The 21,107-nt window shown below is 66.0% G+C and carries 15 protein-coding genes and 1 riboswitch; of the genes, 6 read left to right on the top strand and 9 right to left on the bottom strand.

From position 1 onward, the window contains the following. Positions 1-50 precede the first annotated feature (50 nt). Both KWG56_RS08035 and KWG56_RS08030 read right to left on the bottom strand, forming a co-directional pair. A complete protein-coding gene (locus KWG56_RS08035; protein WP_219354389.1) occupies positions 51-1,079 on the bottom strand; it encodes a methionine synthase in 1,029 nt (342 codons plus the stop codon). A 28-nt stretch (positions 1,080-1,107) separates the two neighbouring features. Continuing rightward, on the bottom strand, positions 1,108-2,094 hold the full coding sequence (locus KWG56_RS08030) for a DUF1852 domain-containing protein (RefSeq protein WP_219354388.1): 987 nt from the start codon (positions 2,092-2,094) through the stop codon (positions 1,108-1,110). A 108-nt stretch (positions 2,095-2,202) separates the two neighbouring features. Next, positions 2,203-2,410: riboswitch (cobalamin riboswitch) on the bottom strand. Between the two features lie 121 nt (positions 2,411-2,531). On the opposite strand from KWG56_RS08030, the gene ku reads away from it, so the two are divergent. Continuing rightward, positions 2,532-3,380, top strand: a complete 849-nt coding sequence (gene ku / locus KWG56_RS08025; RefSeq protein ID WP_219354387.1) for a non-homologous end joining protein Ku — start codon at positions 2,532-2,534, stop codon at positions 3,378-3,380. A gap of 27 nt (positions 3,381-3,407) precedes the next feature. Here the strand turns inward: ku and ligD are convergent, their stop codons facing one another. Beyond that, on the bottom strand, positions 3,408-5,984 hold the full coding sequence (gene ligD, locus KWG56_RS08020) for a DNA ligase D (RefSeq protein WP_219354386.1): 2,577 nt from the start codon (positions 5,982-5,984) through the stop codon (positions 3,408-3,410). A gap of 180 nt (positions 5,985-6,164) precedes the next feature. Here ligD and KWG56_RS08015 point away from each other — a divergent pair, with 180 nt between their 5' ends. From KWG56_RS08015 to KWG56_RS07995, 5 genes are read left to right on the top strand one after another with little or no spacing between them, the layout of a single operon-like run. Continuing rightward, positions 6,165-6,467 carry a hypothetical protein gene (locus tag KWG56_RS08015; RefSeq protein ID WP_244999695.1) on the top strand — a complete coding sequence of 101 codons (303 nt, stop codon included), beginning with the start codon at positions 6,165-6,167 and terminating at the stop codon, positions 6,465-6,467. A gap of 57 nt (positions 6,468-6,524) precedes the next feature. Next, complete coding sequence (locus KWG56_RS08010) at positions 6,525-7,778, top strand: TolC family protein (protein WP_219354385.1); 1,254 nt, start codon at positions 6,525-6,527, stop codon at positions 7,776-7,778. Continuing rightward, positions 7,778-8,947, top strand: a complete 1,170-nt coding sequence (locus KWG56_RS08005) for an efflux RND transporter periplasmic adaptor subunit (protein WP_219354384.1) — start codon at positions 7,778-7,780, stop codon at positions 8,945-8,947. Before KWG56_RS08010 ends, KWG56_RS08005 begins: the two co-directional genes overlap by 1 nt. A gap of 11 nt (positions 8,948-8,958) precedes the next feature. Continuing rightward, positions 8,959-12,180, top strand: a complete 3,222-nt coding sequence (locus tag KWG56_RS08000; protein ID WP_219354383.1) for an efflux RND transporter permease subunit — start codon at positions 8,959-8,961, stop codon at positions 12,178-12,180. Positions 12,181-12,226: 46 nt separating this feature from the next. After that, positions 12,227-14,290, top strand: a complete 2,064-nt coding sequence (locus KWG56_RS07995) for a heavy metal translocating P-type ATPase (RefSeq protein ID WP_219354382.1) — start codon at positions 12,227-12,229, stop codon at positions 14,288-14,290. Between the two features lie 74 nt (positions 14,291-14,364). Here the strand turns inward: KWG56_RS07995 and KWG56_RS07990 are convergent, their stop codons facing one another. The 6 genes from KWG56_RS07990 to KWG56_RS07970 form a co-directional block, all read right to left on the bottom strand. Next, a complete protein-coding gene (locus tag KWG56_RS07990) occupies positions 14,365-15,162 on the bottom strand; it encodes a glutathione S-transferase family protein (RefSeq protein ID WP_219354381.1) in 798 nt (265 codons plus the stop codon). A gap of 46 nt (positions 15,163-15,208) precedes the next feature. Further along, complete coding sequence (locus KWG56_RS07985; RefSeq protein ID WP_244999736.1) at positions 15,209-16,621, bottom strand: TonB-dependent receptor; 1,413 nt, start codon at positions 16,619-16,621, stop codon at positions 15,209-15,211. Continuing rightward, positions 16,545-17,564 carry a TonB-dependent receptor plug domain-containing protein gene (locus KWG56_RS18755; protein WP_244999694.1) on the bottom strand — a complete coding sequence of 340 codons (1,020 nt, stop codon included), beginning with the start codon at positions 17,562-17,564 and terminating at the stop codon, positions 16,545-16,547. Before KWG56_RS18755 ends, KWG56_RS07985 begins: the two co-directional genes overlap by 77 nt. 229 nt (positions 17,565-17,793) lie before the next feature. Next, positions 17,794-18,405, bottom strand: coding sequence for a glutathione S-transferase family protein (locus KWG56_RS07980; RefSeq protein ID WP_219354379.1), 612 nt, complete (start codon positions 18,403-18,405; stop codon positions 17,794-17,796). 113 nt (positions 18,406-18,518) lie between these two features. Continuing rightward, a complete protein-coding gene (locus KWG56_RS07975; RefSeq protein WP_201100223.1) occupies positions 18,519-19,118 on the bottom strand; it encodes a TetR/AcrR family transcriptional regulator in 600 nt (199 codons plus the stop codon). A gap of 212 nt (positions 19,119-19,330) precedes the next feature. Further along, on the bottom strand, positions 19,331-21,106 hold the full coding sequence (locus KWG56_RS07970) for a class I adenylate-forming enzyme family protein (protein ID WP_308384590.1): 1,776 nt from the start codon (positions 21,104-21,106) through the stop codon (positions 19,331-19,333). Position 21,107: the final 1 nt, after the last annotated feature.

Raw genomic sequence — 21,107 nt, 5'->3', positions numbered from 1 at the left:
GAGCGCTCGGGCTTTTGTCATCAAGCCCGAGCGCCCGCTTCGATCATCTGTCAGGCGGACAGTTCTTTACGGATGATTTCGGCGCCTGCGCCCAAGGCCTTCAGTTTGCCGGTCGCGACGCGACGCGACAGGGGAGCCATGCCGCAGTTTGTGGCAGGATAGAGCTTGTCGGCGTCCACGAACTGAAGGGCCTTGCGCAGGGTGTCGGCGACTTCTTCCGGCGTTTCCACGGTGTTGGTGGCCACGTCGATGGCCCCGACCATGACCTTCTTGCCGCGAATAAGCTCGATCAGGTCCATCGGCACACGCGAATTCTGGGCTTCGAGCGAGATGATGTCGATGCTGGACTGCTGCAGCTTGGGGAAGGCTTCCTCATACTGTCGCCACTCCGAGCCGAGGGTCTTCTTCCAGTCCGTATTGGCCTTGATGCCGTAGCCGTAGCAGATGTGGACTGCGGTCTCGCACTTGAGCCCTTCGGCGGCCTTTTCCAGGGCCGCGACACCCCAGTCGTTCACCTCATCGAAGAAGACGTTGAAGGCGGGTTCGTCGAACTGGATGATGTCGACGCCAGCGGCTTCAAGCTCGCGCGCTTCCTGATTGAGGATTTTGGCGAACTCCCAGGCCAGCTTTTCGCGGCTCTTGTAATGGTCGTCATAGAGGGTGTCGATCATAGTCATCGGTCCGGGCAGGGCCCATTTGATCGGCTGTTTGGTCTGTTGGCGCAGGAATTTGGCGTCGTCGACGAAGACCGACTTCGGACGGCTGACAGCGCCGACGACGGTCGGGACGCTGGCGTCATAGCGGTCGCGGATCTTGACGGTCTTGCGGGTTTCGAAATCGACGCCGTCGAGGTGTTCGATGAAGGTCGTGACGAAGTGCTGGCGCGTCTGTTCGCCGTCGCTGACGATGTCGATGCCGGCGTTCAGTTGATCGCTCAGGGACAGACGCAGGGCGTCCTGTTTGCCTTCGATCAGTTCGTCGCCTTGCAGTTTCCAGGGCGACCACAGCGTCTCGGGCTGGGCCAGCCAGGCGGGCTTGGGCAGGCTGCCGGCGGTCGAGGTGGGGAGAAGAGTTTTCATGGTGGCGACTTTGTTGTTCTGGGTCTGATCAGGCGGCGAAGTTGGCGGACCACTGGTCGAGAACGGCCTGATGCGGCTTGATGAACCGTTCCTCGACGAACTTGCCCTGTTCGACGGCCAGGCGGTTGCGTTCTTCGCGGTCGTAGACGATCCGGGTCAGCGAATAGTCCTGGTATTTCAGGCTGGGCTGATACTGTTCCGAGGCGGGCGAGTTGGCGTTGTAGATCTCGGGGCGATAGATCTTCTGGAAGGTCTCCATCGTGCTGATGGTGCTGACCAGTTCGAGATCGGTGTAGTCGGCCGTCAGGTCGCCGATATGGTAGAAGGCCAGGGGGGCCACGCCGTTTCGCGGCATGAAGTAGCGGACCTTCATCCCCATCTTCGCGAAATACTGATCGGTCGGCGAGAACTCGTCATTCTCATATTCGAGGCCCAGGGCAGGGTGTTCGGCGCCGGTCCGGTGGTAGGTCTTGTTGCTGGACACGCTCAGGCAGATGACGGGCGGCTTGCTGAAATTATCACGATAGGCGCGTGAGTTCAGGAAATGCTTGAACAGCTTGCCGTGCAGATCGCCGAATCCTGCTGGCGGACCAGCATTGGGGTGGGTCTTCAAATGCTCCGGCAGAACCACGCTGAAGTCATAGTCGCGGACGTAGGAGGAGAAGTTGTTCCCCACGACCCCTTCGATGCGCTCACCGGTGTTCTTGTCGATGATCGTCGTCTGAAGGATTTCGATCAGGGGGAAGGCCTCGCCGCTGTCACCGGCGACGACGCTCATCTCGACGGTGATGATCTGCAGTTCGACCGTGTAGCGATCGCCCTTTGGATTGTCCCAATGGGCCAATGAGTTGAAGCGGTTGTCGATCATCCGCAGGGTGTTGCGCAGGTTCTCCTGACGGCTCTCACCGCGCGCCAGATTGGCGAAGTTGGTCGTGATCCGCGTGTTCTCGGCAGGGCGGTAATCCTCGTCGAGCGCCGTGCGCTTGATGATGAAGGTGAATTCGCTGCTCGCCATGGTCTCTGCCGTTGATGCTGTGGCGAGACAGCGGACAGGGACGCGCGAACGCACACGCGGAATCGTTCCAGCGCAGCATTCATGCGACCTGGCCGGACACCCCGCCGGAGGACGTTATCTGTCGGGGCAGGTCTCCTGGCTCGCGGGTCACGGCTTCGGGTCCGGCCTTCCCGAGAGCGAATGCTCTCAGTGACACAAGATGGACCCTTAGCTCGCCGCTTACAGTTGCGGGGGCAGCACCGGCATCGCACCGGCTTCCCTCTTAGCTTCGCGCCGCCCGAGAGCGACGTGAAGAACCTCGACCATTGGAAATTGCCACAATCGCCGCTCATGTCAATCAAGATATAAAGATATCTTTATGTGATTATGCGATGTCGGTTCCCGTGCCGCGAACGGAAACGCGCCTGACGCATTCCATTGGCCAAGGGAGAAGCAACATGGCCGCACGTCCGACCTGGCAAGGGCATCTGAAACTGTCGTTGGTCACCTGTCCGGTGGCCCTCTTTACGGCGACGACCAGCACCAATGACGTGCGGTTTCACCTGATCAATCCGGACACCAACAACCGCATCCGCATGGTGCCGACGGACCCAGACACCGGGCCGGTGGAGCGCAGCGATCTGGTGCGCGGCTATGAGGTGTCCAAGGACGAATATGTTCTGTTCGACGACGCCGACTTCGATCAGGTCAAGCTGGAGAGCACCAAGACAATCTCCATCGACAGGTTCGTGGATGAAGCCGACATCGACCGCCTGTACTGGGCCGATCCCTTTTTTGTCGTGCCGGAAAAGGGGGCGGGCGTCGAAGCTTTCGCCGTCATCCGCGACGCCATGAAGAAACAGGGCAAGGTGGCGTTGGGGCAACTGGTGCTGCGTGGCAAGGAACGGCAGTTGGCGCTGGAAGTGCGCGACAAGGGTTTGATCGCCTACACCCTGCGCGCCCATGACGAGGTGCGCGACGCCGCCGACTATTTCGACGATATCCCGACGGTGAAGGCGGACGCCGACATGGTGGAGATCGCAGCGCGGATCATCGGCCAGAAGGAGGGCGACTTTGACGCCTCCCAGTTCAAGGATCGCTATGACGAGGCGCTGCGCGAGATGATCAAGGCCAAGGCCAAGGGCGGCAAGGGCCTGGTCGACATCGCAGAACCGGACGACACCAATGTCATCGACCTGATGGCGGCGCTGAAGAACAGCCTCAAGGGCGGCGGAGGCGACAAGAAGCCCGCTGCCAAGAAGGTGCCGGCGAAGAAGCCTGCGGCCAAGAAGAAGTCGGCCGCCTGATCCTTTACGGGCAAGGAGGAGAGAGGTTCAGAGGCCCATCTTCTTCAGCGCAGGTCTCAGGTTCGCCGCTGACGCGCGGAAGTCCGCCCATGGGTCCGACTTCTTCAGCAGGGCAGGGTAGGTCCACAGGTTGAAGGCCGCCGGGTCGAGGCCCGGCTTCACCTGGTCCCACGACAGAGGAAAGGCGATCCCGGCGCCGGGCCGCGCGCGCGGCGACCAGGGCGCGACCGCCGTCGCCATACGGCCGTTGCGCAGATAGTCGATGAAGATCTTGCCGCCCCGCGCCTTCTTGGCCAGGGTGGTGGTGAAACGGTCGGGCGCATCGACGCGGATCGCCTCTGAAACCGCCTTGGCGAAGGCCTTGTTCTGGTCCCAGGTCACCCGGGATCGGGCGTCGGTCTTGATGGGCGCGACCACATGCAGGCCCTTGCCGCCGGTTGTCTTGACGAAGGGCGTCAGGCCCAGGCCCTCCAGTCTCGCCTTCACCACCTTGGCCGCCGCGATGACGTCCGCGAAATCCAGGCCTTCGTCGGGATCGAGGTCGAAAGTGATCTGCTCCGGCGTCTCCGGGTCGCCAGGCTTGCAGCCCCAGGGATGCAGCTCCAGTCCGCCCGACTGGCCGATGGCGACCAGACCGCCGACATCGACGGCGGCGACATAGGGGGTCCGCGCCTTGACGTCGATCAGCTTCAGGCGCGGGTTCGATCCGCTCATGGCGTGCCGCTGGAAGAACATCTCGCCGCCTATGCCTTCGGGGGCGCGGATGATGGATGTAGGGCGATCCGCTACATGAGGCAGGATGCGCTCCGCCGCCGCCTCGTAATACCGCGCCAGGTCGGCCTTGGTGATCGCGGGCCGGTCGCCGACAGCGGGCCACAGCACCTTGTCAGGGCTGGACAAAGTGACGCCAGCGACCGTGACCTTGCCGGGTTTCGAGGTCGGGCGAACTGTCGTGGTCGTCTTCTTCTGCGGCTTCATGTCGGCGGGCGGCTGCGGGACCTGGGTGACCTCGGCGGCGGGCTTGTCCTCACGCAGCCCCTTGAACGCCGCCTGACGCAGCGACCCAGCCTCGGTGTATCCGCCGTGTTCGATCTCGGCGACCAGCACGGGTTTCAACCAATGGATGTCCTTGGCCGCCTTGGGTGCGCCCGGCCCGGAAAATGGGCTCTTGTCCGCCGCCTCGGCCTTCAGGGCCGGGACCAGGGTGCGGGTGACGGCCTCGCCATAGCCCGTTCCGACCCGACCCAGATAGCGCAAGCCCCCGTCCTTCCGCACCCCGACCAGCAGAGAGCGGAAGCGCGTGCCGCCCTCTGACGACCAGCCGCCGATCACCACCTCGTCGCGGCCCCGGCACTTGGACTTGACCCAGCTGGTTGATCGTCCGGCATGATAAGAGGCGTCCAGCTTCTTCGAAATCACGCCTTCCAGATGCATCCGGCAGGCGCTCTCCAGCACCGCCTGACCGGTCGAGGCGAAATGCTCGACATAGCGCAACCGCGCCGCGCCCGACTTGCCCACCCGGTCCACATAAGCCTGAAGCCGCGCCTTGCGGTGCGACAACGGCAGTTTGCGCAGATCCTCGCCGCCCTCGAACAGCAGGTCGAAGGCGAAATAGACCAGGCGGTCCGTGTCGGCGTCCGAGATCGCCGCCTGAAGCGCGCTGAAATCGGGCATGTGGTCGTCATCCAGCGCGCACAGTTCGCCGTCGATCACCGCGTCGGGCCAACCCGACGCATCCGACGCCAGTTCGGGAAACCGGTCGGTCCAGTCCAGGCCCTTGCGGGTTCTCAAGACCGCCTTGCCGCCGCCGACGCCGATCTGGATGCGATAGCCGTCGAACTTGATCTCATGCGCCCAGCCCGCCGCGCCGGGCGGATGATCGACGGCCTTGCACAGTTGGATCGGAACGAACGGCGGCGGTTTGGTCGCTGTGGACGCCGCCGCCTTGGTGGGCTTTGGCTTGTCGGGGCCCTTGCGTCCCGTCGGCTTGGAGGACGTCCACTGGGTCTCGCCATCGGCGATCTGGGCCAGCGACCGGCCTGTGGTGATCGAGGCGTCGATTTCGGACAGGGCGTCGCCTTCGCCCGCCACGGCGTATTCGTCCTTTTCCTTGAGCAGAAGCCAGTTGTTGCGCTGCTTTCCGCGCCCTTGGGGTTTGTCCCGATCCGCTTTCAGCCGGATCAGCGCCCATTTTCCCTTCAGCCGTTCGCCGTGCAGGATCATCTTGATCTGCCCCTTGGCCCAAGCGGCTTCCAGGTCCGGCTCCTGCGGCTCCCAGGTTCCGACGTCCCACATCTGCACGGTTCCAGCGCCGTAGTTGCCGCTGGGGATGGTCCCCTCGAACGATCCGTAATCCAGCGGATGGTCCTCAACCTCGACCGCCAGGCGTTTGACGGAGGTGTCACGCGACGGGGCCTTGGTCACGGCCCAGGATTTCAGGACCCCGTCCGCCTCTATGCGGAAATCATAGTGCAGCCGCGTCGCCGCGTGGCGCTGGATCAGAAAGCGGAGGCCGCCCTTGGATCGCGCAGCCTTGCGCCCCTTGGGCTCGGGCGTCTCCCCGAACCGTCGCTTGGCCTGATAGGTGTCCAGTTCGCCGCGCATGGGGTTGTAATCCCTGCCGGGCGAAAGCGTTGCGGGCCGCCTGAGTTGGGCGTCGAGCCCTGAGTTCGTCAAATAGTCGCGGCGGTCGTACAGTATAACGGATTGCCTGGGCGCTCGGATGACAGTATCCAGCCCGCGATGACATGGTCGATGGCGACATGGGCGAGACTGATTTTGGCGGTGACCTTGGTCGCGGCCGTGTTCTTTGTCGCCCCGATCGCTGACGCCGAGGTCTGTGCGCCGGAAAGCCCTTATGCGCACGCGGTTATTGACCAGGACTCTGGCGACGCCGACCAGGGCGGGCTGGGTGAAGGTCACGGCCTATGCGCCCACGGTCATTGCCATCACAACGGAACGGCGCGAACCGACGCCAGCGACGACATCGCTGTGCATATCCATGCGCGGCCCGTCCACGCCTTCCCCTCCAGTGATTTCCCGTCGTCGATTTCGCCCGACGGTCTGAAGCGCCCTCCCAGAGTCTGACCCGACGTCTGCGCCGTCGTGCGCGTGATCTCGTGTCAAACTGCTGGAAAATGACTCATGTCTGCCTCTCATCGTCGGCCGCCGCGCTTCGCGGTCGGCTGCGCGCTGGCCGCACTGTCGGCCGTTCTGGCCAGCCCCGCCTGGGCTGACCCGGCGCCTTCCTTCCCCGCCTTGCTGGCGCGGCTCGATCAAACCCCTGCAAGCCAGGAGGCCGAAGCCCTTTCGGAGGCCGCCGAGGCGCGGGTTCGCCAAGCCCGTGTCCGACCCAATCCGACGCTGGGCCTTGATGCCTCGAATGTTTTCGGAAGCGGGCCCTATCGGGGGCTCGACAATGCCGAAACCACCCTGTCCTTCAGTCAGGATCTGGAACTGTGGGGACGCCGAACCGCACGCATCAATGCGGCGCGGGCGGACGCGGGGACGGCGACCCTGCAGCGGGACCTGGCCGTTCTGAATGCAGCGGGACGCCTGGCCCAGGTCTATGCCGAGGCCGAGGCGGCGCAACGGCGTGCGGTGCTGGCGGAAGACAGCCTGAGCCTGACCATAGCCGATGCGCGTGCGGCGCTGATACTGGTTGAGCAGGGACGGGAGCCTCTGCTGCGCGGCATTCAGGGCGAAAGCGAAGCCGCAGCGGCGCGCGCCAGTCGCGATGAGGCCGTCGCCGAACGGGACGCTGCATTTGCACGGCTGACCGCCGTGGCCATGCTGCCTTCGCCGGTGACCGGCATCGACGCCAGCCTGCTGGATCGGTCGCCTGCCGCCGCATTCGCCGGATCAGCGGACCCGACGACTGTCCGTGTCGCGCAGGCCGAGCGAACAGCCGCAGAACGGCGGATCGACGTGGAGCGCATCCGCACACGACCGGACATCACCGCCAGCGTGGGGGTGCGCCGCTATGAGATGGAGGACGCCACCGCCCTGACGTTCGGCGTCAGCATGCCGTTGCCTCTGTTCGACCGAAACCGGGGCAATATCGAAGCGGCCCAGGCGGACTTCCGCGCGGCGGATGCGCGACTGGCCAGTGCGCGCCAGGAAGCACAGGCTGATCGTGCTGCGGCCCAGGCGCGTCTGGCCGCCTCGGTCAGCCGGGTTTCTGCGGCCGACGCCGGGGTGGGGTCCGCCGAGGAGGCCTATCGCCTGTCGCGGATCGGTTTTGACGCTGGGCGCATCTCGCAGCTTGAGCTGCGCGTCACCCGCGCGGCCCTGATCTCTGCGCGGACCACCGCTGTTGATGCGCGCCTCGCCCGCGTCCGCGCGGAAATCGAACTGGCGCGCCTGGACGGCCGCGCCCCTTTCCAAGGAGCTGAATGATGCGCCAGCGCACATCGAACAAGACGTTGCTGATCGGCGGGGCCGCCGCCGTCATTCTGTTGGCCGCCGGTGGTTTCTACCTGCTGTCGCGCGGGCCGGACGCGGCCCCCGCTGTCGCTGAGAGCAATGCTGCAGAGGCTGAAGGCCAAGCCGATGGGCCGGAAGGCTTTGTCGAGCTGAGCGAAAGCCAGATCCAGGGCGCCAACATCCTTGTCGTCGGCGTCGGACGGGGAGGCGGGGCCGAAGTGCAGTTGGCTGGCCGCGTCGAACCGATGGTTGACGCGCGCGCCGCCGTTGCGGCCTCGGTCGGCGGACGGGTCGAACGGGTTCTGGTGTCGCCCGGCCAGACGGTGCGGATCGGTCAGCCATTGGCCAGTCTTGTCAGCGGTGAAGCGGCGACCTTCCGCGCCGATGCTGACGCCGCAGCCGCCCAGACCGAGGCGGCGCGTCAGGTCTATGAGCGGAACCGCAATCTGGCGGAACAGGGCGTGGTGGCCCGACAGGAGGTGGAGGCGTCACGCGCGCAACTGCTCAGCGCTGAAGCGGGCGCCCGTGCGGCGCGTGCTCGGTCCAGCGCAGCCGGTGCGCCCAATGTCGCTGGTCGACTGAGCGTCACCAGCCCCATCGCCGGGGTGGTGACCAGCGTGCAGGTCGGACCGGGCGGGTTCGTCGCCCAGGGCGGCGTCGTCGCCGAGGTCACCAACCCCGCCAGAGTCGAACTGGTCTTCACCGCGCCGCCCGCCCTGGCTGTCGATGTGCAGGCGGGGGCGCCGCTGCGTGTCAGCGGCCCCGGCGGTGATTTCGACGCCGTCGTGACCGGGGTCGCGGCGGGCGCGGGCGGTGCGAACGGCGGCGCCGTCATACGCGCTCGGCCTACGGGGTCTGTCCTGCCGCCAGCCGGATCGGCTGTATCCGGGGCCATCGTCACCGGCGACACGACAGGCGGCCTGACCGTTCCAAGCGAGGCGGTGCAGACCGTTGACGGGAACACCGTCGTCTTTGTTCAGGTGGCCAAGGGCTTCCAGTCCCGTCCGGTGCTGGCCGGACGCCAGGCGGGCGGCCGGACCGAAATCCTGCGTGGTCTGACCGGGTCTGAACGGATCGCCGGAACCAACGCCTTCCTCCTCAAAGCCGAACTCGCCAAGGGCGAGGCCGAGCACGGTCATTAGGGGCGAAGCCGATGTTCAAATCCATCATTGAAGCATCAGTAAAGTTCCGGTGGCTCGTCGTCCTGGCTACGGCCCTGGTCGCGGCCTATGGACTGCTTGAGCTGACCCGGCTGCCTATCGACGCCGTGCCGGACATCACCAATCGCCAGGTCCAGGTGACCACGGTCGCCCCTGCGCTGGCGCCCGAACAGATCGAACGGCAGGTCACCTATCCCATCGAGACCGCCATGTCGGGCATCCCCGGCCTGACCTCGACGCGGTCGCTGAGCCGCAACGGGTTCAGTCAGGTGACGGTCATCTTCACCGACCAGACGGACATCTATTTCGCCCGTCAGCAGGTCGCCGAACGTCTGGCGGGCGCGCGCGAGGCCATGCCGGACGGGGTGGAGCCCGCCATGGCCCCGATCACCACGGGGCTTGGCGAGGTGCTGATGTGGACGGTCGATTACAAACCGTTCAACAGCGCGAACCTGGCCAAGCCGGGGCAGGCCGGGTGGCAGGCGGGCGGCGCCTATCTGACCCCGGAAGGCGATCTGCTTTCGACCCCACAGGAACGCGCCACCTATCTGAGGACGGTGCAGGACTGGGTCATCGTCCCGCAGATGCGCACGACCCAAGGGCTTGCGGGCGTCGATACGGTCGGCGGCTACGTCAAGGAATACGCCGTGCGGCCCGACGCCGCCCGACTGTCCGCCTATGGGTTGGGACTGGGTGATCTGATCCAGGCGCTGGACCGGGCCAACACCCAGGCCGGGGCCGGATATGTGCAGCGCGCCGGTGAGGCGCTGACGGTTCGGACAGACGCCCTTGCCTCGACCATTGAGGATCTGGCCCAGGCGCCGGTGGTCAATCGGAACGGCCTGATCGTGCGGGTCGCCGACGTCGCCACCGTGGAAATCGGCCAGGCGCCGCGCCTAGGCGGGGCCAGCCGCGACGGCCACGAGGCTGTTCTGGGAACCGCGCTGATGATCGCGGGCGGCAACAGCCGCACCGTGGCCCAGGCGGCGGGCGAGCGGCTGGAGGAGGTTCGCAAGACCCTGCCTGCCGGGATCGAGGCGGTGACGGTTCTGGACCGCAGCGCTCTGGTCAACTCGACCATCGCCACCGTGGCGCGCAATCTGAGCGAGGGTGCGCTGCTGGTCATCGTCGTGCTGTTCCTGCTGCTCGGCAACATTCGCGCGGCCAGCATCACGGCCCTGATGATCCCCATCAGTTTCCTGTTCGCCGTGATCGGCATGAATCGGTTCGGGATCAGCGGCAATTTGATGAGCCTGGGGGCGCTGGACTTCGGCCTGCTGGTCGATGGCGCGGTCATTGTGGTGGAGAGCACCCTGTTGATGCTGTCGCAGCGGCGGATTGATCTTGGCCGCGCGCTGACTCGGCGCGAGCGGCTTCAGGTCGCGGGGGCTGCGGCGCGCAAGATGGTCAAGCCCGCCGCATTCGGCCAACTGATCATTCTTCTGGTCTTCACCCCGCTGCTGATGCTGGAAGGGGTGGAGGGCAAGACCTTTGTGCCCATGGGCGCGACGGTCATGCTGGCTCTGGTCGGCGCCTTCATCTTCTCGTTCACCTTCGTACCCGCCATGACGGCCCTGCTGGTGCGCGATCCCAAGAAGGTCGAGGTGGATGCGCAAGGCCGCGCCCACGAGCATGAGACCTTCCTGCTGCGCCACGCGCGTCGCTGGCTGCAGCCGGCCATCCGCATGGCCGTCGATCGGCCCAAGATCGTATTGGCGTCGGCATTGGGCGCCGTAGTCGTCGGCGCACTGGCCTTCTCTTCGCTGGGGCGCGAGTTCATCCCGACCCTGGACGAGGGCGACATCGCCATGCAGGCCCTGCGCGTGCCTTCAGCGTCGCTGGAGCAGTCGCTGGCCATGCAGATGGCGCTGGAGCGGGCGATCACCGCCCAGCCGGAAGTGGAGACCATGTTCTCACGCACCGGCACGGCAGAGGCCGCCGTGGACCCTATGCCGCCCAACATCTCCGACGGCGTCATCGTCTTGAAGGACCGCAAGGACTGGCCCGATTCCGGGCTGGAGAAGGATGCGCTGCTGGAGCGGTTCGAAACCCTGGCCAATCAGCAGATCGGCAATGCGTTCGAGTTCAGCCAGCCGATCGAACTGCGCTTCAACGAACTGATTTCCGGGGTGCGGACCGATCTGGCGGTCATGGTCTATGGCGACGATTTCGACACCATGCAGCGCGTCGCCGATCAGGTGGCCGTGGCCCTGCGAGAGACGACGGGATCAGCCGACGTACGGGTTGAACAGGCTTCCGGCCTGCCGACCCTGACAATCAGCGTCGACCGGATCGCGGCCGCCAACTACGGTCTGTCCGCAGCCGACGTGTCCGAGGCGGTCTCGGCCGCTATCGGCGGCGCGGAGGCGGGGCGGATATTCGAGGGGGACCGCCGCTTTGACGTGGTGGTGCGCCTGCCTGACGACGCGCGCAATGATCCTGCGGCGCTGGCGGCCCTGCCCATTGTCTCGACCACGGGCGTGATCACGCCCCTGTCGTCGGTCGCGCGCATCCAGAGCGCCGAGGGGCCAAACCAGATCAGCCGCAGCAATGGCAGCCGTCGCATGGTGGTTCAGGCCAATGTGCGCGGTCGCGATCTGGGCGGCTTCGTCGCCGACGCCCAGCAGAAGGTGGAGAAGATTCAGCTGCCCTCCGGCGTCCGTCTGACCTGGGGCGGTCAGTTTGAGAATCTGAAGCGGGCAGAGCAACGTCTGGGTCTGGTCATCCCGATTGTCTTCGTCCTGATCGGGGTGCTGCTGTTCATGGCGTTGGGCTCGTTCACGGAGGCGGGGCTGGTGTTCGCCTGCGTGCCCCTGGCCTTGATCGGGGGGGCGTTGGCGTTGCTGTTGCGCGGCATGCCGTTCTCTGTGTCCGCCGCCGTGGGATTCATCGCCGTGTCGGGGGTGGCGACCCTGAACGGGCTGGTCCTGATGCAGGCCATCCGTGAGCGGCTTCAGGCGGGGCTGGCGCCCCGAGACGCGGCGATTGAAGGGGCGTCCAGCCGTCTTCGGGCTGTACTGACGACCGCCCTGGTCGCCATCGTCGGCTTCATCCCCATGGCCATCGCCCATGGCGCCGGGGCGGAGGTTCAAAAGCCGCTGGCCACCGTGGTCATCGGCGGGCTGCTGACGGCGACGGCCCTGACCCTGCTGGTGCTGCCGACCTTCGCAGCCAGGACGGTGCGCCGCCGCAAGGACGAAGGGCACGAAGAATGACCGCCGCTACTCAGAACAACCGCCCGCACGCAAAGGAGATCGCCGAATGACCCGCCAAATCCCATGCAGCGAAACGGCCGACCGCCATGACCATGAAGGCGGTGCAAGCCACGACCACGGCGACGGCGGTTTCCTGGGCCCTAATACGGAGTTGATCTTCGCCCTGGCCTCGGGGGCGGCGCTTGGCGTTGGATTTGTGCTGGAGCAGTGGGTGTCCGGCATTCCGTCGTGGCTGCCCCTGGCCCTGTTCCTTCTGGCCTACGGGTTCGGCGGCTTCTTCACCGTGCGCGAAGCGGCCGAGAACCTGCGGCGCAAGCGCTTCGAGATCGACACGCTGATGCTGGTCGCCGCAGCGGGGGCGGCGGCCTTGGGGGCCTGGGCCGAGGGCGCGCTGTTGCTGTTCCTGTTCAGCATCGGCCACGCGCTCGAACACTACGCCATGGGCCGGGCCAAGCGCGCGATTGAGGCGCTGGCGGAACTGGCGCCCCGAACCGCCCATGTGCGGCGGGGCGGCCAGATCGTCGAACTGCCCGTAGAGGCGCTGGAGGTTGGGGACGTGGTGGTCGTGCGTCCCAATGAGCGGCTGCCCGCCGATGGTTTCGTTGTGGCGGGCGCCAGCAGCATCAACCAGGCGCCCGTCACCGGCGAAAGCATCCCTGTCGACAAACAGCCCGTCGCCGACGCCGCCAGCGCGCGGGCGCGACCGGCCCAGATCGGCGCCGCATCCCAGGTCTTCGCCGGCACGATCAACGGCGCGGGCGCCATCGAGATCGAGACGACACGGAAATCGAGCGACACCACCCTGGCCAAGGTGGTGCGCATGGTCAGCGAGGCGGAGACGCAGAAGTCGCCGACCCAAAGGTTCACCGACCAGTTCGCGCGCGTCTTCGTGCCGCTGGTGCTGGTGCTGGCCTTCCTGCTGCTGTTCGCCTGGGTCGTGGTGGACGAACCGTTCCGCGACAGCTTCTATCGCGCCATGGCCGTGCTTGTGGCGGCCAGTCCGTGTGCGTTGGCCATCGCCACGCCCAGCGCCGTTCTGTCCGGCGTGGCTCGTGCGGCGCGCGCCGGGGTGCTGATCAAGGGCGGGGCGCCGCTGGAGAATCTGGGCTCCCTGAGCGCCGTTGCCTTTGACAAGACCGGAACACTGACGGAGGGACGCCCGCGCATCACCGACATCGTGACTGTGGCGACGATCACGCAGGACGATCTGCTGGCGACAGCCGTCGCTGTCGAACGGCTGAGCGATCACCCGCTGGCCGAGGCCATCGCGCGCGATGGGCGCGCACGTCTGGGCGACGCCCCAATGGCGACGGCGACGGATCTCAAGAGCCTGACGGGCAAGGGGGTTACGGCCTTGCTGGACGGCGAGACGATCTGGATCGGCAAGCCCGAGATGTTCGGCGCCGACGGTGTGGCGGCGCTGGGTGATGAGACGGCTTCGGTCGTCGCTCGACTGCGCGAGCAGGGGCGGACCCTGATGGTGGTGCGGCGCGGCGCACAGGACCTGGGCGTGATCGGGCTGCTGGACACGCCGCGCGCTGAGGCCGAGCCGACGCTCAAGGCGCTGCGGGCGCTGTGCATCGAGCGAATGATCATGATCTCCGGTGATCACCAGCAGGCCGTTCAGGCGGTCGCCGGGCAGGTCGGTCTGACCGAAGCCTGGGGCGACCTGATGCCGGAGGACAAGGTGGACGCCATCAAACGCCTGCGTGCAGACGGCAAGATCGCCATGGTGGGCGACGGGGTGAACGACGCCCCCGCCATGGCCACGGCGACGGTCGGCATCGCCATGGGCGCGGCAGGTTCGGACGTTGCGCTGGAGACGGCTGATGTCGCGCTGATGTCCGATGATCTGTCGCAACTGCCGTTCACCGTGGGCCTGAGCCGACGCACGCGGGCCATCATCCTGCAGAACCTGATCGTCAGTCTGGGCGTCATCGCCTTCCTGGTGCCGGCGACCATATTCGGCCTGGGAATCGGTCCGGCGGTCATCCTTCACGAAGGATCGACGCTGCTGGTGGTGATCAACGCCTTGCGGCTGCTGGGCTATCGGAACCGTGCGGAAAAACGGGGGGCTGTCAGTCCAGCCCTGTCCCCACAGTCGGCATGAGGGTTTCAGGCCTCGCAATCGCTTGAAACTGGCGGGACGTCGGATTCCCGACGTCCCGCCAAGAAAACGCGCTCCTAACGTCCCGGCAGGGGCGGCAGGGACCCGATCACGCCGTCGGGGCGGGCGACGGCCAGCATCCGCTGATAGGCGGGGCGTTGCTCGATCTTTTCACGCCAGGCGGCCAGGTGCGGGAACTGGCTGATGTCGGCGATCCTGGTCGAGGTGGCGACGTTCAGCGGGAACAGCATCATGATGTCCGCCGCCGAGAACTCGGCGCCGCCGAAGTAGGGATGGCGGCTGAGATAGTCTTCGGCGAAGCGGATGGTGTCTTCGGCGTCGACCAGCGGACTGGGGCTGGTCGAGCGGCGGATCATCTCGACGCGATAGTCGCCGATCACCCGCGCCGCGAACGAACCCTCGGAATAGTGCATCCACTGCAGATAATAGGGGAAGTCCGGGGAATCGACGGCGGGGCGTAGACGACCATCGCCGTGGCGGGCGAGCAGCATCTCCAGAATGGCGCCCGATTCCACGATGACCTGATCGCCATAGAGGACGGTCGGCGCCACCGGCATCAGGGGATTGAGGGCGCGGATCTGGGCCATTGAACCGCGCAGGTCGCCGCGCTTGTATTCCAGCGTATAGGGCAGGCCCAGTTCTTCACACAGCCAGACGACGCGCTCGGAGCGGCGGCCTTCCAGGTGATAGATGGTCAGGATCGGCTTGGTCTCGGATGCGGCAGGCTGGGGCTGGGATGCGGCCATCGATGGCGAGGCGGCCATACCCAGGCCCAGGGCGCAGGCGAGAGCCAGGCTGGACAAGGCCGTTGCGCGGCGCCGTGTCGGCGGATGGAGGCGGGCGGTGGTTTTCATCATCTGTTCTCGTGGTTCTGGTTGAAGCCGGTCGGGGTGCGCGCGACTAGAAGCGCGTCGACAGGCTGACGCTGAAGCGGCGCACGGAATCGGGGCTGAAGAACTGGACATAGCCGCCGGGGTTCAGGGCCGTGGACGGCGAGGGGGCGATCATGGCGGCGAAACGTTCGTCCAGCAGATTGCTGCCGAGTAGGGCCAGGGTCCAGCGGGCGTCCTGGCTGGAGACCGCGATGCGGGCGCCCAGCAGGCCATAGGCTTTCTGGATCGTGCCGGGGTCGCCGCTGGGCGCGAAGTTGACGTCGCTCTGCCAGTTCCAGTTGACCTGACCGGCCATGTGCAGCCCGGCGCCCACGTCGCGTTGATAGGTGACGGTCGTGCCGTAAACCCATTCCGCGACGCCTGCCAAAGACAAGCCGCCCGCGTTGAAGAAGCCGTCTGGCGATGTGGGATTGGCGGGAGGGGTGGTGCAGGGTCCGCCCTGGGACACCTTGGGTTGGCCGAAATAGCACTGGACGCCATTGAAATCGACGTAGTGGCCGTCGGTGTAGGCGCCGCCTGCCGTGATGGTCAGTTCCGCAGTCGGGCGGGCGATCAGGTTGAACTCGACCCCCTTGGTCTTGATCTCGCCGGCGTTGGTGATGCGCGTCGAATAGGTGGGGCTGGACAGGTCCGACACCTGGGCCTGGAAGTCTTTGACCGTGGTGCTGTAGAGCGCCAGATTGGCGACCAGACGACGATCCAGGAAGGCGGTCTTCAGGCCCAGCTCATAGCTGGTCGGGATTTCCGGCTGGACCCGCTGGTCGGCGGTGGCGGATGCGGCGCTGAGGCCGCTGAAGCCCGGTCCCTTATAGCCGCGCGAAATGGTGGCGTAGGCCATCATGTCTTGGGCCAGACTATACCGGGCGCTGGCTCTCCACGACAGGTTATGGGCGTCCACGCTCTGTTTGAACTGCAGCGGGACAGAGCCGGGGATCGGCATGGTCCCAGGCGTCAGGGCGCGGCGGTAATCCAGCTCGGCGTCGTCCCAGGTCGAACGGGCGCCGACGATGATGTCGAGACGCGGCGTGGCGTGCCATGTGCCCTGGCCAAAGACGGCGAAACTGGTGGAATCGACGTCGTTGTAGGTCGAGTTTTCGAACACCGTGTTCAGGCTGGCGCCCGGAACGATGGGGATGACCTGCCCCTGCGAGGCGGGGACGATCCAGTTCAGATTGCCGCGCTGGCGGATCAGGGATGATGCGGTCGAGTTGTAATAATAGAGGCCTGCCACATAGTCGAAATGCTGGCCGATGGGCGAGGTCAGGCGCAGTTCCTGGGTGAACCAGTCCGTCTTGTTCGCCCCGCCGTTGCTGTCGATGTAGTTGACGGCGGTCATGTCGCCGTCAGACGCGCCATGGGCATCGAACTGGCGATAGGCGGTTATGGAGGTGATCGTGTGGTCGCCCAGGGCGTAGTCCACCTGGATCGAGGCACCCTGCGCATAGCTGTCGCCGACGACCGGGCCGCTGGCTGTCCAGGTTTTTGGGCCCAGCGACGACGCCGTAGCGGTCATTCATGACGGTGGGCGCAAAGCCGGGCGTGACCTTGCGATAGGTCGACTGGCAGCAGAAGCCGTCGCTCTCGGTGCGGTCGGCCGAGATATAGACCGTCAGGTCCTCATTGGGTTTCCAGAGATATTTCAGCGTCAGGCTGGAGACATTCTGAGGGTCGGTTCTGACGCCGTCCTGGAACAGGTTGCGGATCAGACCGTCGCGCTCGTGGTGCGAGGCGACGATGCGCAGGGCCGAGTTCTCAGTCAGGGCGACGTTGCCGATGGCCTGGACGATGCGTGTGCCGCGGTTGCCGATCTGAACATCCAACTCGCCCTCGGTGGCGTCCAGCTTGGGGCGTTTGGTGATGAAGTGAACTAGGCCTGCCGAAGCGTTTTTGCCGAACAACATGCCCTGCGGCCCGCGCAGGATCTCCACCCGGTCGATGTCGCTGAGGGTGGACAGGCCGGACGGGACCGCCAGAACCACGCCGTCGACGACGGTGGAGATGCTCTGTTCGATGCCGGCCGAGAAGCTGCTGGTGCCGACGCCGCGAATGGACAGGCCCGAGGCGCTGCTGCTCAAGCTTTGCTTGAAGCGAACGCTGGGATCGATCAGTGACAACTGCGACGGCTGGGTGATGTTCAGGTTCTGCAGCGTCTCCCCCCGGACCGCCGTGATGGCTATCGGGACGTTCTGGACGTTTTCAGCGCGGCGCTGAGCCGTGACGACGATGTCGTCGACAGTGTTGGCCGGGGGCGGCGCAGTCTGCGCCCAGGCGGCGGAGCCGGCGGAAAGCGCCGCGACGACCAGTCCGGCGCCGATGGCGGGTTTTCCGCGCGCATAGAGGGGCGTGTTTTGACCTTTAGGCATGCATTTCTCTCCCTGTCGCTGTGCGACTTATTTTTGAAAGTTTCTTGGTTGCAGGCCGGGCGGATTGAGCCGCCGGTCCGCAGTCTTGATGCAGGCTTTGACGGGGGCGGCAGAGATCGCGCCGCGCCCGTGCAGGCGGCTTGTGCCGGTGGTTTTCTCCCTTCCGGACAACGTTTTGAGCATTAAGTGACGTTAACGTCACTTATGGGCTGCGGCAATGATATTCTGGTCAGGCCTGGGCGCTGGGGCGGGCGGAGACGCGGGCGTGCCAGGCCCAGACGACGGTGGAGGATTCAGGAATGTCGACGCCGATCATTCGACCGAAATCGATTGCGGTCAGGGCGACGATGTCGGCGATCGAATAGTCGTCGCCAGCAATGAAATCGCGGCTCTCCAACTCGCCATTTAGCCAGAGATAGAACTCGTCGATGCGGGGTCGATTGGACTCGCCGAAGTCCTTGTACTGGACCAGCAGGGCGGCTGTGAGCGGGTGGGTGTGGCGCCAGATGTTGGCGATCGGGATCATCAGCCGCAGTTCGATGCGCCGACACCACATGTCGATCAGGGCCTTGTCCTTCGCGTCCCGCCCGAACAGGGGTGGTTGGGGGTGCGTCTCTTCCAGGTAGCGGCAGATGCTGACGCTTTCGCTGATGTAGCTGCCGTCATCCAGTTCCAACACCGGGACCTGGCCCAGGGAGTTCTTCTCCAGAAACTCCGGCGTCTTGTGCGCGCCTTCGCGCAGCGACACGCGCTCGTGCTCAACCTCAATGTTCTTCTCGGCCAGGAAGATTCTGACGCGTCGTGGATTCGGGGCGGGGTTTTGGTCGCCGTACAGTTTCATCGGAACTCGCGCTGATCGCCAGATTTCGGCCCGACCACGACGGCGGGGCATTTAGTGACGGTATCGTCACCTAGTGGCGCTGGGCAATCGGAAACTGGCGGTTTAACCGGGTTTCAGGCGATATTTTTCGTTCTGGGCGGGGCGTATTTCGCCCTCAGCGCCTCGCAGGCCGCGACAACCGAAACGACCAGGGTTTCGATCAGGGCTTCGTCGTCCTCGCCATTGCGCGCGGACAGGATTCCGGCGGCGCCGCTGACGATGAACCAGGCCATGTGTTCGGCCTGTCGCTGGGGCAGGCGATAGGCGGCCTGAAGGCCTGCCGCCCAGCCCTGGGCGGTGGCGCGCTGGGCGGCGCGGGCGCGAGAGGCGAGGGGGCCGTTGTCGCCGGCCAGTCGGGTGAACAATTGGCCCTGTTCATCGGCCAGACGGAACCACTGTCGGCAACCGCCGCGTATCCAGTCCTCCAGACGGGCGTCCGGCTTCATGTTCTCGCGGGCATGGTCGACATAGGCCTGCATTTCACGGTCGAACAGCGCGCCCAGCAGGTCGTCGCGGTCCTTGAAGTAGCGATAGCCCAGCGACTTGGCCACGCCGCAGCGCGCCGCGACGCCGTCCATGGTCACAGCCGAAACGCCATCCTCAACGACGATTTCCGCAGCGGCGTCCAGAAACCGCGTGCGTCGTTCGGCGCCCTTCAATCGTGTCTGCTTCACGCCCTGCCTCGGTGAGCCAATGTGACGGCTGTCGAGGAAGGGAGCTGGGGACATGGCCGCCCTGCTCAGGCGCCATATGGTGACCCGTTTCTCCGCGCCTGCGAACAGCCTGCGGTCGTCCGCGCGCAGGCGGGCGACAGACCGCAGTACGCCTCTCGGCTTGGCGGTGGCAATGGGGCGCGCCAACCGGAGGTCTGTTCCGATGGCGAGGGTCAGGCCGCGCATTCGCCGACCAGCGCGGCCTTGAGTTCAGTTTTGATGATCTTGCCCGCTGCATTTCGGGGCAGCATCGCCGTTTGAATGCGGATGTCGGCAGGGACCTTGAAGGCGGCCAGACGTTCGGCGACGAAGGCTTTCAGCGTGTCGGCCGAAGCCGTCTCTCCGGGGATCAGGGTGACGAAGGCGACGGCCTCTTCGCCCAGCACGGGATGCGGGCGGGCCACCAGGGCCGCTTCGGCGACGGCCGGGTGGCTGTAGATGGCGTCCTCCACCTCCTGGCAATAGATGTTCTCGCCGCCGCGGATGATGATGTCCTTCTTGCGGTCGACGATGAAGACGAAGCCTTCTTCGTCGATGCGGGCGATGTCGCCGGTGCGGACCCAGCCGTCGACAAAGGTTTCGGCGGTGTCTTCGGGCCGGTTCCAGTAGCCGGTCACGATATTGGGGCCATAGACCAGCAGCTCGCCCTGCTCGCCGACGGGCAGGGTGCGGCCTTCCTCATCCACCACCTTGACCTCGCCGACCGGAAGGGCGGGGCCGCAGCTGGCGGGGCGTCGGGAATAGTCCTGACCCGCGTGGTGGGTGTGGGCGGCGCTGGTCTCGGTCATGCCCCAGCCCGAGCCGGGGGCGGCATGGGGCGTGTCGCCGTCGATGCGGCGGACCAGTTCTGTGGGCGCGGCGGCGCCGCCGTAGCTCATCAACTCCAGCGACGACAGGTCGTAGCGGTCGCGGTCGGGATGGGTCATCAGGGCGATGGCTACGGCTGGCACGCCGCCCGCCGAGGTGATGCGTTCCCGCTCGATCAGGGCCAGGGCCTCGCCCGCATCGAAGCGGCGCTGGCAGACCAGCTTCTGCCCAATGGCCATCGCGACCAGCAGGACGGCGTTGCACCCGGTGGTGTGGAAGAAGGGGATGGAGGCCAGCCCGGCGCCCTGGGGCGCATCCGGGGCGGGCGGCTTGGGCGTCTCGCCCCGACGCAGCATGGTGCGCACGATCGAGAACTGGATGGCCATCAGGCCGCATCCGGCGTTGCGATGCGTGCCCAGCGCACCCTTGGCCCGACCGCTGGTGCCCGAGGTGTAGAACAGGGTGGCGGGGGTCTCTGGCGTCAGTTCGACATCGGGCATCAGGCCTTCGGGCAGGGCAGGCCATTGGACCGGGGCGCCGATGACGGCCTCAAGCGCCGTGACGCGCGCGTCCTCCGGCAGGGCGTCCGTGCGGCAGGCATAGACACGCTTCAGGGCCGGGGTCTGGTCCAGCAGGGGCAGGATGGCCGCCAGACGCTCGGGGTCGACGATCGCGGTCGTGGCGCCGCTGTCGTTCAGACCATGCAGCAGTTCGGCGCTCGACCACCAGGCGTTCAGCGGCGCGACGATCGCGCCGATCAGGGCGCCGGCGAAGAAGGCCACCGGCCATTCCGGCAGGTTGCGCATGATGACAGCCACGCGGTCGCCCGGCTGGACGCCCTGGGCCTGAAGCTCGGCCGCCAAGGCCAGGGCGGCGCGTTTGAAGGCGTCAAAACTGACCCGGTCTTGCTCATAGACCAGAAAGGTCTTGTCGCCGTGAGACGCAGCGACCTGGAAGGTCTGGCGCAGGGTCGAAGGGGCGTTTTTCCACCACTTGACCGTGCGGCCGTCGATCTGGACGTCCTCGATTTCGAACGGAGAGCCAGGCTGGGTCAGCAGGCTGTGCGCCTGCTGCAGGCTCATCGCTGGCCATGCGGGGGCGGACCCTGACGGCGAGGCGGATTGGGCGCTTTGGGTCGTCACG

Origin of the sequence: Brevundimonas nasdae (genome assembly GCF_019395145.1) — a bacterium.
Classification (GTDB): domain Bacteria; phylum Pseudomonadota; class Alphaproteobacteria; order Caulobacterales; family Caulobacteraceae; genus Brevundimonas; species Brevundimonas nasdae.
The sequence above is the reverse complement of the archived record's forward strand: the minus strand, read 5'-3'. Positions and strand labels throughout refer to the sequence as shown.